Raw genomic sequence first — 12,159 nt, 5'->3', positions numbered from 1 at the left:
CGACCTGGCCCGCTGGATGCCGGCGCTGATGTCGTCGCGCAAGGACGGGGCGCGCCAGGAGTCCGCCCGGCGCCTCGGCCACGATGAAGAGTGGGAAGCCTTCTAGCACGGAACGACCACCCTAACGACAACCCATCGACAAGCGCGGTGCCGACAGTCGCCACCAGGGGAAACGACGATGCGCAACAATCAGCCTGTCACCCGGCAGGAGTATCAGCTCGAGGACGATCACTTCCTGATCTCCCGCACCGACCTCAAGGGGCGGATCACCTATGCCAACCCGGCCTTCGCCGAGGTCAGCGGCTTCAGCCACGACGAGTTGATCGGGGCGCCGCACAACCTGGTACGCCACCCGGACATGCCGCCGGAGGCCTTCGCCGACCTCTGGGAGACCCTCGCCGCCGGCGAGAGCTGGCGCGGATTGGTCAAGAACCGGCGCAAGGACGGCGACCACTACTGGGTCGACGCCAACGTCACCCCCATCGTCGAGGATGACCGGGTGGTGGGCTACGCGTCCGTCAGGATCAAGGCGACCCGCGAGGCGGTCGAGCGGGCCGAGGTGGCTTATGCGCAGATGCGGGCCGGCAAGGGCAAGCACCTGCGCCTCGACCGTGGCCGCCTGCGCCGCCGCGGCCTGCGCGGCGCCCTGGCGCGCCTCAACCTCGGCACCATGCGTGCGCGAATCGCCGTGATGGTCGGCGTGGCGGCGTTGCTGCTGCTGGCCAGCGGCGGCATGGGGCTGTTCGGCCTCCAGGCCTCCGGCGAGCGCCTGGCGGAACTCAACCGCGACGGCCTCGAGGATGTGGTACGCCTGCAGCAGATCGGTCAGCTGGTGACCGAGGCGCCCCAGAGCCTCTCGGGCCAGGACCGCATGTCGGTGATGAACGTGCGCGAGGAGCGCGCCGCCGACCTGCAGCAGAGCGTCGAGCGGCTCGAGGCGATCTGGGCCGACTTCGTGGCCCGCGAGGTCAACCAGGCGCCCGAGACCCGCGCCTTCGGCGAGGCACTGGATGCCTTCATGCAGGACGGCCTGCTGCCGATGGCCGCCTCGCTCACCGGCGAACCCTTCGATGCGTTGATGGCGCTCAACAAACAGCTGGCGCCGCTGCTGGAGTCGTCAGGCGAGCTGGTGGGGTCGGTCAATGAGCTCATCGAGCACAAGCGCCAGGCCGCCGAGGCGATGGCCGCCGCCGCCCAGGTCGGTCAGCGGCAGATGCTGCTGGCCCAGGCCGGGGTACTGGCCGTCGGCCTGCTGCTGCTGGTGCTGCTGGGCGTCATGACCCTGAGGGCGGTGGCCCGGCCGCTGCGCGACGCCCTGGCCTTCACCCTGCAGATCGCCGCCGGCAACCTGGCGGCTCGGGTGCCGGCTCGTCGTCGCGACGAGGTCGGTGAACTGCTGGGTGGCCTGGATACCATGCGCAAGAGCCTGGGCAGCATCGTCGGCGACGTCCATGGCGGCATCGAGGTGGTGACCCCGGCGGCCCGCGACATCGCGGCGGGCAACGACGACCTCTCCTCGCGCACCGAGCAGCAGGCGGCGTCGCTGCAGCAGACCGCCTCGAGCATGGAGGAGATGACCACCACGGTGCAGCAGAACACCGACAACGCCCGCCAGGCCAGCGGCCTGGCCACCGAGAACGCCGGCCGGGTCCGCGAGACCGGCGAGCTGATGCACGAGGTGGTGGCGACCATGGGGCGCATCACCGAGAGCTCGCGCAAGATGGCGGAGATCATCGACGTCATCGACTCGATCGCCTTCCAGACCAATATCCTGGCGCTGAATGCCTCCGTCGAGGCGGCCCGGGCCGGCGAGCAGGGCCGCGGCTTCGCGGTGGTGGCCGGCGAGGTGCGCAACCTGGCCGGACGCTCGGCCTCCGCCGCCAAGGAGATCCGCACGCTCATCGACGGCTCCTCCCGGGAGATCGGCACCGGCGCCGAGGTGGTGAAGCGGGCGGAGGGCGCCATCGCGGAGGTGGTGTCGGCGACCACCCGCGTCAACGACATCATGGGCGAGATCACCGCGGCCTCCGAGGAGCAGAGCGGCGGCATCGGCCAGATCAACCAGGCCATCGCCGAGATGGACCAGGTCACACAGCAGAACGCCGCGCGGGTCCAGGCCAGCGCCCGGGCCTCGGCCGAGCTCGAGCACCAGGCGCAACGGCTGTCGATCGCCGTCACGGCCTTCCGCCTGCGCGGCGCCGGCATGGAGAAGGCGCCGAGCCTTGAGGAGCGACGCGGCGAGGGAGGCGAGGGTACTGACCGGCCGACGCCGGCCTTGCCGGCCTCCGCGCGGCAGCCGGTGCGCCGCCAGGCCACCGACGTCGAGGAGTGGGAGGAGTTTTGATCGAGCCACGGGAACCACCGGCCTGCATCGCCGGCGGCTGGTCATCCGCCAGCGGCCTGGAGCGGGACCTGGAGCTGACCGATGCCGACTTCGCACGGATTCGCGAGCTGATCTACCGGCGCGCCGGCATCGTGCTCGCCGAGCACAAGCGCGAGATGGTCTACAGCCGGCTCGCCAAGCGCCTGCGCCATCACGGCCTGACCCGCTTCGGCGACTATCTGGCGCGGCTCGAGCGCCAGCCCGAGGCCCGCGAGTGGGAGGCCTTCACCAACGCCCTGACCACCAACCTCACGGCCTTCTTCCGCGAGGCGCACCACTTCCCGCTACTGGGCGAGCACCTGCGCGGCCGGACGGGACCGGTGCGCATCTGGAGCGCGGCGGCGTCCACCGGTGAGGAGCCCTACTCCATCGCCATGACCCTGGCCGAGACCCTGGGCCCCCGGGCCCAGCCGGCCCGGGTGATCGGTACCGACATCGACACCGACGCCCTGGCCCGGGCGCGGGCCGGCGTCTATCCCCTGGAGCAGGTGCACAAGCTGGAGGAGGCGAGGGTCAAGCGCTTCTTCCAGAAGGGCACGGGGCGCCAGGCGGGGCTGGCCCGGGTGCGGCCCGACATCCGGGCGATGGTGGAGTTCGAGTCGCTCAACCTGCTCGCCCCGGGCTGGGCCCTCAAGGGCCCCTTCGATGCGATCTTCTGCCGCAACGTGATGATCTACTTCGACAAGGAGACCCAGGCACGGATCCTCGAGCGCTTCGCCCCGCTGCTCAAGCCCGATGGCCTGCTGTTCGCCGGTCATTCCGAGAACTTCTCCTATATCACCAGGGCGTTCCGTCTCCGCGGACAGACGGTCTACACGCTGGCCTGAAGGGAAGTGAACGACCGGGCGCGGGTCGCCTAAAGTCCCGCGGCGACCCGCCGATACAAGTAACAGAATCCAGAACTCGAGGCGGTGCCATCCAGCGCCGTCGCGCCGAAGGGAGAGGAGGCCTGCCTTGAGTGCAGCCAGGATAAGGGTGCTCTGCGTCGATGACTCGGCACTGATTCGCGATCTGCTCAGCGAGATCATCAACAGCCAGCCCGACATGGAAGTGGTGGCCGTGGCACCGGACCCGATCGCCGCCAGGGACCTGATCAAGCGGCACGATCCCGATGTGCTGACCCTGGACGTGGAGATGCCGCGCATGGACGGCCTCGACTTCCTCGAGCGCCTGATGCGGCTGCGCCCGATGCCGGTACTGATGGTCTCCTCGCTGACCCAGGCCGGCTCCGAGGTGACCCTGCGGGCCCTGGAGCTGGGCGCCCTGGACTTCGTCGCCAAGCCCTCGCTGGGCATCCGCCACGGCATGCTGGAGTACGCCGAGGAGATCGCCGAGAAGATCCGCGCCGCCTCGCGCTCGCGGCCGCGCCAGGCGACCCGCCGCGATGCCCCGCCACCGGTGCGGCTCGAGGCGCCGCTGGTCTCCAGCGAGAAGCTGGTCATCATCGGCGCCTCCACCGGCGGTACCGAGGCGATCCGTCGGGTGCTGGAGCCGCTGCCGGCCAACAGCCCGGCGCTCCTGATCACCCAGCACATGCCGGGGGGCTTCACCCGCTCCTTCGCCGAGCGGCTCGACCGGCTGTGCCAGATCAGCGTCAAGGAGGCCGAGGACGGCGAGCGGGTGCTCCCGGGCCACGCCTACATCGCCCCGGGGGATGCCCACCTGAAGCTGGCGCGCAGCGGTGCCAACTACGTGGCGCGGCTGGACGACGGGCCGCCGGTCAATCGGCACCGCCCCTCGGTCGACGTGCTCTTCCACTCGGCGGCGACCCAGGCCGGGCGCAACGCCATCGGCGTGCTGCTCACCGGCATGGGCAAGGATGGGGCGGCGGGGCTGGTCGAGATGCGCCAGGCCGGTGCCCCGACCCTCGCCCAGGACGAGGCCAGTTGCGTGGTCTTCGGCATGCCGCGGGAGGCCATCGCCCTGGGCGGGGCCGGCGAGGTGGTGGCGCTCGACGACATCGCGCCACGGTTGATGGCGCTGGTGGCGGCCTCCGGCCGGGCCCAGCGGGTGTAGGACCGTTGCACGGGAAACCCCGGGGAAGCCACAAGATACTGACTTCTATATGAGGAAATGCCGGCATGACACGACTATTGCGTAATATCAGCATCCATGCGGCGATGGTCGTCGTCCTGGGCTGCTTCGTGGCGTTCATCGCGGTGATCGCCGCCATGGGCTTCGTGGCGGAGCGCAACGGCGACCGCGCGCTGACCTCCCTCAACCAGATCAGCGTCGGCCAGCTCACCGAGATCAACCGCGCCGACGCCCTGCTCAGCGAGGCCCGGGTCAGCCTCGAGGTCGCCTCCAACCTGATCATGATCGGCCGCATGGGCGAGGCCAACGAGCAGACCGCCGTGGCGGCGGATCAGCTCGAGCGTGCCGAGCAGCACTTCGCGAGCTTTGCCGGCGTGCCCAAGTCCGACCGGGCCCAGGCCCTGGCCGAGCCCCTCGGCGACGACTTCGATGCCGTGCTCTCCCTGGTCCGCCAGCAGCACGACAGGCTCGACCAGCTCGACACCCCCGGATTCAACCGGCTGCGCGAGGGGCTCGCGTCGCCCTCGGCGGCACTGGCGGAGAGCATGACGGCCTTCGTCAGGCACGGGGTCGAGAGCGCCGAGGCCATGGTGGCCGACTTCCACGACCAGGCCCAACGCTTCGAATGGATCGGGCTAGGGGTGCTGGCGCTGATCGGCCTGCTGGTGGTGCTGATCTACCTGGGGCTGCGCACCATCGTCATTCGTCCGCTCGACGAGGCGGTGGGGGCCTTGCAGGCCATCGCCAAGGCGGATCTCTCCCGCGAGGTCAAGGTCCTGGGCCGCAACGAGATCAGCAAGCTGTTCGCCGCCATGCGCGACATGCAGCAGAGCCTGACGCGGATCGTCAGCGACGTGCGCGGCAGCAGCGGCTCGATCCATGTCGGCAGTCGCGAGATCGCCGGCGGCAACGCCGACCTCTCCTCGCGCACCGAGCAGCAGGCCGCCTCCCTCGAGGAGACCGCGGCGAGCATGGAGCAGCTCACCGCGACCGTGAAGCAGAACGCCGACAACGCCCGCCAGGCCAGCGGCCTGGCGCTGGACGCCTCCTCCACCGCCGAGCGCGGCGGCGAAGTGGTGGATCGCGTGGTCAAGACCATGCACGGCATCTCCACCAGCTCGCAGAAGATCGCCGACATCACCGGGGTGATCGACTCGATCGCCTTCCAGACCAATATCCTGGCGCTCAACGCCTCCGTGGAAGCGGCCCGGGCCGGCGAGCAGGGCCGCGGCTTCGCGGTGGTGGCCGGCGAGGTGCGCAACCTGGCCAGCCGCAGCGCCGATGCCGCCAGGGAGATCAAGGCACTGATCGAGGGCTCGGTGGCCCAGGTGCAGGAGGGCTCGACGCTGGTCGAGCAGGCCGGCGCGACCATGGACGAGGTGGTCACCGCGGTACGCCGGGTCACCGACATCATGGACGAGATCTCCGCCGCCTCCCAGGAGCAGAGCGACGGCATCGAGCAGGTCAGCCAGGCGGTGGGGCAGATGGACCAGGTGACCCAGCAGAACGCGGCGCTGGTGCAGCAGGCGTCGGCCGCCGCGGCCTCCCTGGAGGAGCAGGCGAGCCGCCTGGAGCAGGCCGTGGCGGTATTCCGCCTGGCCGGAGTGGCGAGCCAGCCCTCGCTGCCGCAGGCCGACCGCTCTCCCGCCGCCCTGCCGCAGGCCAGCCAGCCACCCGCCGGCCGGCAGGCGCCGGCCCCTCGTCCGGCACGCCGCGAGGCGGTCACCGAGGACGAGTGGGAAGAGTTCTGACGCGAGATCTACCGAACCCGACCGGCGGCCCGGCCGCCGGTCGTCCCGAATGCCGTGAACCGATAGAGGAATCCCGATGGCAGACAAGAACATGAGCATCCTGGTGGTGGACGACTTCCCGACCATGCGCCGCATCGTGCGCAGCCTGCTCAAGGAGCTCGGCTTCACCAACGTGGAGGAGGCCGAGGATGGCCAGGACGCCCTGGCCAAGCTCAAGACCGGCGGCTTCGAGTTCGTGGTCTCCGACTGGAACATGCCCAACCTCGATGGCCTGGAGATGCTCAAGCAGATCCGCGCCGATGACGGCCTCAAGCACCTGCCGGTGCTGATGGTGACCGCCGAGGCCAAGAAGGAGAACATCATCGCCGCGGCCCAGGCCGGTGCCAGCGGCTATGTGGTCAAGCCCTTCACCGCCGCCACCCTGGAAGAGAAGCTCAACAAGATCTTCGAAAAACTGGGCATGTGAGGCCGCCGGGGCGACCCGAGGCGAAGGAGACCGAACCATGAGCACGAACGAGCAGCCCGAGATCGCCAAGGCGGCGGCCAGCGACGACCTGGTGCAGCGCATCGGGCACCTGACCCGCATGCTGCGCGAGAGCATGCGCGAGCTGGGGCTCGACAAGGAGATCGAGCGGGCCGCCGAGGCCATTCCCGATGCCCGGGACCGTCTCAACTACGTGGGCGCGATGACCGAGCAGGCCGCCGAGCGGGCACTCAATGCCATCGACCGGGCGCAGCCGCTGCAGGACCGTCTCAGCGAGCGGGCCGAGGCGCTGGACCGGCGCTGGGCCGAGTGGTTCGCCGAGCCCAAGGAACTGGACGAGGCCCGGGAGCTGGTCACCGCGACCCGCGCGTACCTGGCCGAGGTGCCCGAGACGACCCAGGCGACCAGCAAGGAGCTGCTGGAGATCATGATGGCCCAGGACTTCCAGGACCTGACCGGCCAGGTGATCAAGAAGATGATGGACGTCATCCACGAGATCGAGAGCCAGCTGGTGCAGGTGCTGATCGACAGCGTGCCCGAGGGCGAGAAGCGCGACGACATGCAGCGCCGGGCCGACGGCCAGCGTCAGACCGGCGCCCGCAAGCGCGAGGAGGGCCTGCTCAATGGCCCCCAGGTCAAGCCGGAGGCCGCCGACGTGGTGAGCAGCCAGGATCAGGTCGACGACCTGCTCGACCAGTTGGGTTTCTGACCGACACCTCCCTCTGCCGTCGATAGTCGTGAACAGGACACGATTATCGGCGCTTTTTGGCGTATCGCCCCTTCCCCTTCCTCCCCACAATGGCCAGGGTCCGCACGACTGTCCCGATGAGTGGCCATGGCCGACGAGAGCAGCGATCAGGAAAAGACCGAAGAGGCCACGCCGCGCCGCCTGGAGAAGGCCCGCGAGGAGGGCCAGGTCGCCCGTTCCCGCGAGTTGACCACCTTCATGCTGCTGCTCGGCGGCGTGGGCGGGCTGTGGGCCATGGGCGCGATGCTCTACGACCAGCTGGGCCTGGTGATGGAGCAGGCCTTCCTGTTCGAACGGCGCCATGCGCTGGAAACCACGCCGATGCTCAGCCACGCCCTGGACCTCGGGGAGCGCACCCTGCTGGCGATGCTGCCGCTGTTCCTGCTGCTGACCGTGGTGGCGCTGACGGCCCCGGCGCTGCTCGGCGGCTGGTTGATCTCGGCCAAGTCATTGAAGCCGCAGCTCTCCAAGCTCAACCCGCTGAAGGGGCTCAAGCGCATGTTCGGTGTCCAGGCGCTGGTGGAGCTGGCCAAGGCGATCGCCAAGTCGCTGCTGGTGGGCGGCATCGCGATGGCCTTCCTGTGGAGCAACCGCGGCACCTACATGAGCCTGATGGACCAGCCGATCCAGCAGGCCCTGGCCAGTGCCCTGGAGCTGGCGGCCCTGGCCTGCGGGCTGATCGTGCTGACCCTGCTGGTGGTGATCCTGATCGACGTGCCCTACCAGCTCTGGAGCCATGCCAAGAAGCTGCGCATGAGCAAGGAGGAGGTCAAGCGCGAGCACAAGGAGTCGGAGGGCGACCCCCATGTGAAGGCGCGGATCCGCCAGCAGCAGCAGGCCATGGCCCGGGGGCGGATGATGAGCCAGGTGCCCGAGGCGGACGTGATCATCACCAACCCGACCCACTACGCCGTGGCGCTGAAGTACGAGGAGGCCGGCATGGCCGCCCCCCGGGTGGTGGCCAAGGGCGCCGACCAGGTCGCCGCGCGGATCCGCGAACTGGGCGAGGCGCACGCGGTACCGCGGCTCGAGGCGCCGCCGCTGGCCCGCGCGCTCTATCACCACGTGGACCTCGACGCCGAGGTCCCCGAAGCACTCTATACCGCCGTGGCGGAGGTCCTGGCCTGGGCCTTCCGGCTGCGGCGGGTGTCACAGGAGGGGGGCGAGGTGCCACCGACACCCGAGGACCTGCCGGTCCCGGACTCCCTGGGGGTTCCGGGCCGCCACGGCGAGGCTGAGACATGAAGGCCTGGAGCGACTACCTGGGGCGCCGCGACTGGATGGGCGACGTGCGCATGAAGCTGCTGGCCGGGCCGCTGCTGATCCTGCTGGTCATGTCGATGCTGATCCTGCCGCTGCCGCCCTTCGCGCTGGATCTGTTCTTCACCTTCAACATCGCGCTGGCGGTGATGGTGCTGCTGGTCAGCATGTTCACCCAGAAGCCGCTGGACTTCGCCGCCTTCCCGGCGGTGCTGCTGTTCACCACCCTGCTGCGGCTGTCGCTCAACGTGGCCTCGACCCGGGTCATCCTGATGGAGGGCCACCAGGGCGGCGATGCCGCCGGCAAGGTGATCGAGGCCTTCGGCCAGTTCCTGGTCGGCGGCAACTTCGCCGTGGGCCTGGTGGTGTTCCTGATCCTCATCGTCATCAACTTCATGGTCATCACCAAGGGTGCGGGGCGTATCGCCGAGGTGGGCGCGCGCTTCATGCTCGACGCCATGCCCGGCAAGCAGATGGCCATCGACGCCGACCTCAACGCCGGGCTGATCGGCGAGGACGACGCCCGGCAGCGCCGCGCCGAGGTCGCCCAGGAGGCCGACTTCTACGGCTCCATGGACGGTGCCAGCAAGTTCGTGCGCGGCGACGCCATGGCCGGCCTCGTCATCATGGTGGTCAACATCATCGGCGGGCTGCTGATCGGCATGCTGCAGCACGGCATGGACTTCGGCAGCGCCGCGCGCACCTACACCCTGATGACCATCGGCGACGGCCTGGTGGCGCAGATCCCGGCGCTGGTGATCTCCACCGCCGCCGGCGTCACCGTCTCCCGGGTCAACACCGACCAGGACGTCGGCCAGCAGATGATCAGCCAGCTGTTCGTCAACCCCCAGGTGATGATCCTGGCGGCGGCGGTCATGGGGTTGCTGGGGCTGGTGCCGGGCATGCCCAACGTCGTGTTCCTGATCTTCACCGTGCTGCTCGGCGGCCTGGCCTGGTGGCTGATCCGCCAAAAGGAGCAGCGCCAGGTGGAGGAGGCGCTCTCCGCCGACCCCTTGCCGGCGCCGGAGGCCCCCGAAGCGAGCTGGGACGACGTCCAACTGGTCGATACCCTGGGCCTCGAGGTGGGGCACCGGCTGATCCCGCTGGTCGACCAGCGTCAGGAGGGCGAGCTGCTCGGCCGCATCAAGAGCGTGCGCAAGAAGTTCGCCCAGGAGGTGGGCTTCCTGCCGCCGGTGGTGCATATCCGCGACAACCTGGAGCTCGGCCCCAACACCTACGTGATCACCCTCAAGGGCGCCGAGATCGGCCGTGCCGAGGCCCACCCCGGCAAGTGGCTGGCGATCGATCCGGGCCAGGTGTCGGGCGAGCTCCAGGGCACCCGGACCCGGGATCCGGCCTTCGGCCTGCCGGCGGTGTGGATCGACGCCGGTCAGCGTGAACACGCCCAGGTCTACGGCTACACCGTGGTCGACGCCAGCACCGTGGTGGCCACCCACCTCAACCACCTGCTGCATCACCATGCCGCCGAGATGCTGGGGCGTGTGGAGGTGCAGAAGTTGCTCGACAAGCTCGGCGAGGAGAACAAGTCGCTGGTCGAGGAGGTGGTGCCCAAGGCGATCTCGCTCACCGTGTTCCAGCGCATCCTGCAGAACCTGCTCGACGAGGAGGTCTCGATCCGTGACCTGCGCTCCATCCTCGATACCCTGGCCGAACACGCCGGCCAGCAGCAGGACGCCGGCGAGCTGACCGCCCTGGTGCGGATTGCCCTGGGCCGCAGCATCGTCCAGCAGTGGTTCCCCGGCGACGACGAGCTGAAGGTGATCGGGTTGGAGGCCCAGCTCGAGCAGGTGCTGATGCAGGCGATGCATGGCAGCGGTGCCCTGGAGCCGGGCCTGGCCGAGACCCTGATGAGCCAGGCCGAGCAGGCGCTGGCGCGCCAGGAGGCCAGCGGCGAGCCCCCGGTGCTGGTGGTACAGCACACCCTGCGCCCGGTGCTGGCGCGCTTCCTGCGCCGACGGCTGCGCCACCTGGTGGTGATGTCCCAGGCCGAGATTCCCGACGACCGGACCCTGCGGGTCACCCAGCTGGTGGGGGGGCGCTGACAGGTGGGAGGAGACTGAGTAGATGAGCGTGATGCGATTCACCGGGGCCAACGGTCGCGAGGCGATGCGCCAGGTGCGCGCCGCCCTGGGCGATGACGCCCTGATCCTGGCCAACCGGCACACCGAGGCCGGGGTCGAGATCCTCGCCCAGGCCGATCAGGCCGCCCCGCCTCGCCGTGCGCCGGCGGCGGCACCCGTCCCGGACCGATCGATCCCGTCCCCGGCGGCACCGGCCGGCGAGGGCGATGCCTTCCAGGCCATGAGCGCCCAGTTGCTCAAGGAGATGCAGGACATGCGGGCCCTGCTGTCCCGGGCCCGGGCGGCGCCGTCGCCACCGGATGACTGCCGCCAGCGACTGGCCCGGTGGCTGGCCGAGGCCGGCTTCGGCGAGGCGATCGCCGAGGAGCTGCTCGCCGGCCTGCCCGAGGAGCTCGAGGCGGCCGACGACGAGTCCCGGCAGGCCTGGCTGGTGCGTCAGCTGGCGGCCCGCCTGGCGGTGCTCGACGACGAGCAGGCGTTGCTCGAGCGGGGCGGCATCCTGGCCCTGGTGGGACCGACCGGGGTCGGCAAGACCACCACCACCGCCAAGCTGGCGGCCCGCTACGTGATGCGCCATGGCCCCGGTCAGGTGGCGCTGGTCACCACCGACGGCTTCCGTATCGGCGCCCACGAGCAGCTGCGCATCTATGCCGAGCTGCTGGACATCCCCATGCATGCCCTGGATGCCGAGCAGCCGCTGGACGCACTGTTGTCGAGGCTGGCCGACAAGCGCTTCGTGATCATCGATACCGTGGGCATGAGCCAGCGCGACCGCGGCATCATCGCCCAGGTGGCGCGACTGCGGGGCGGCCCGGTGCGCCTGGCGCTGCTGCTCAACGCCGCCAGCCAGCCGGAGACCCTGGAGGAGGTGATCACCAACTACCGTCAGGCGGCCCACGCGTCGGGGGCCTCGCTGGACGACTGCGTGATCAGCAAGCACGACGAGGCGGGGCGCACCGGGCCGCTGCTCGATGCCCTGATGCGTCACGGCCTGCGACTGCTGTTCGTGGCCCATGGCCAGCGGGTGCCCGAGGACCTGATGGTGGCCGACGCCGCCGACCTGGTCCACCAGGCGCTGGCGACCCGCCGTGCCACCCCGGCACCAGTGCCGGCAGCGTCGAGCGGTGCTCGGGGGCTGCTCGGCGAGGGGCGGCGGGTGTCGGTGATACTCGACGAACTGCGTCGCCGCCTCACCGGCTTCACCGCCCTGGAGGCCGCCTGGGCGCTCTCGGCGCTGCCGCCGAGTCTGCAGGGCGAGCGTCTCGACGCCCTGCTCGACCGGGCGCATGACGCGGCCGCCGGCATGCTCTGGATGCCCCGCGCCCGGGTGCGCGGCCACGACTGGTCGTCGCCCGATCTGCTGCTCGACGACCGGGGCGGCTGGGCGGCCATGCCGC

General features: G+C 70.1%; 9 protein-coding genes. All 9 read left to right on the top strand.

What is annotated here, in order from left to right; translation table 11 throughout:
• Window positions 1-178: 178 nt before the first annotated feature.
• A complete protein-coding gene (locus C1H66_RS14100) occupies window positions 179-2,344 on the top strand; it encodes a methyl-accepting chemotaxis protein (RefSeq protein WP_102628523.1) in 2,166 nt (721 codons plus the stop codon).
• Window positions 2,341-3,210 carry a CheR family methyltransferase gene (locus C1H66_RS14095; RefSeq protein WP_370741200.1) on the top strand — a complete coding sequence of 290 codons (870 nt, stop codon included), beginning with the start codon at window positions 2,341-2,343 and terminating at the stop codon, window positions 3,208-3,210. The genes C1H66_RS14100 and C1H66_RS14095 overlap by 4 nt, the downstream gene beginning before the upstream one ends.
• 127 nt (window positions 3,211-3,337) lie before the next feature.
• A complete protein-coding gene (locus C1H66_RS14090; protein ID WP_102628522.1) occupies window positions 3,338-4,399 on the top strand; it encodes a protein-glutamate methylesterase/protein-glutamine glutaminase in 1,062 nt (353 codons plus the stop codon).
• Window positions 4,400-4,464: 65 nt separating this feature from the next.
• Complete coding sequence (locus C1H66_RS14085; RefSeq protein ID WP_102628521.1) at window positions 4,465-6,168, top strand: methyl-accepting chemotaxis protein; 1,704 nt, start codon at window positions 4,465-4,467, stop codon at window positions 6,166-6,168.
• A 76-nt stretch (window positions 6,169-6,244) separates the two neighbouring features.
• Window positions 6,245-6,634, top strand: coding sequence for a chemotaxis response regulator CheY (gene cheY / locus C1H66_RS14080; protein ID WP_102628520.1), 390 nt, complete (start codon window positions 6,245-6,247; stop codon window positions 6,632-6,634).
• A 37-nt stretch (window positions 6,635-6,671) separates the two neighbouring features.
• Window positions 6,672-7,361 carry a protein phosphatase CheZ gene (gene cheZ / locus C1H66_RS14075; RefSeq protein WP_102628519.1) on the top strand — a complete coding sequence of 230 codons (690 nt, stop codon included), beginning with the start codon at window positions 6,672-6,674 and terminating at the stop codon, window positions 7,359-7,361.
• Between the two features lie 126 nt (window positions 7,362-7,487).
• Window positions 7,488-8,645 (top strand): flagellar biosynthesis protein FlhB, encoded by a 1,158-nt coding sequence (flhB, locus tag C1H66_RS14070; RefSeq protein ID WP_102628518.1) that lies wholly within the window; start codon window positions 7,488-7,490, stop codon window positions 8,643-8,645.
• Window positions 8,642-10,723, top strand: coding sequence for a flagellar biosynthesis protein FlhA (gene flhA / locus C1H66_RS14065; protein WP_102628517.1), 2,082 nt, complete (start codon window positions 8,642-8,644; stop codon window positions 10,721-10,723). The genes flhB and flhA overlap by 4 nt, the downstream gene beginning before the upstream one ends.
• A gap of 22 nt (window positions 10,724-10,745) precedes the next feature.
• A partial coding sequence (gene flhF, locus C1H66_RS14060; RefSeq protein WP_102628516.1) for a flagellar biosynthesis GTPase FlhF occupies window positions 10,746-12,159 on the top strand: 1,414 nt, incomplete at its 3' end.

Origin of the sequence: Halomonas heilongjiangensis (assembly GCF_002879645.1) — a bacterium.
Taxonomy (GTDB): domain Bacteria; phylum Pseudomonadota; class Gammaproteobacteria; order Pseudomonadales; family Halomonadaceae; genus Halomonas; species Halomonas heilongjiangensis.
This window is presented reverse-complemented; position numbering and strand designations above follow the sequence as displayed.

Bases quoted from the DNA above. Each gene is read 5' to 3' on its own strand.
- cheZ (WP_102628519.1), top strand. From the start codon at position 6,672: ATGAGCACGAACGAGCAGCCCGAGATCGCCAAGGCGGCGGCCAGCGAC.
- C1H66_RS14100 (WP_102628523.1), top strand. From the start codon at position 179: ATGCGCAACAATCAGCCTGTCACCCGGCAGGAGTATCAGCTCGAGGAC.
- cheY (WP_102628520.1), top strand. From the start codon at position 6,245: ATGGCAGACAAGAACATGAGCATCCTGGTGGTGGACGACTTCCCGACC.
- C1H66_RS14085 (WP_102628521.1), top strand. From the start codon at position 4,465: ATGACACGACTATTGCGTAATATCAGCATCCATGCGGCGATGGTCGTC.
- flhA (WP_102628517.1), top strand. From the start codon at position 8,642: ATGAAGGCCTGGAGCGACTACCTGGGGCGCCGCGACTGGATGGGCGAC.
- flhB (WP_102628518.1), top strand. From the start codon at position 7,488: ATGGCCGACGAGAGCAGCGATCAGGAAAAGACCGAAGAGGCCACGCCG.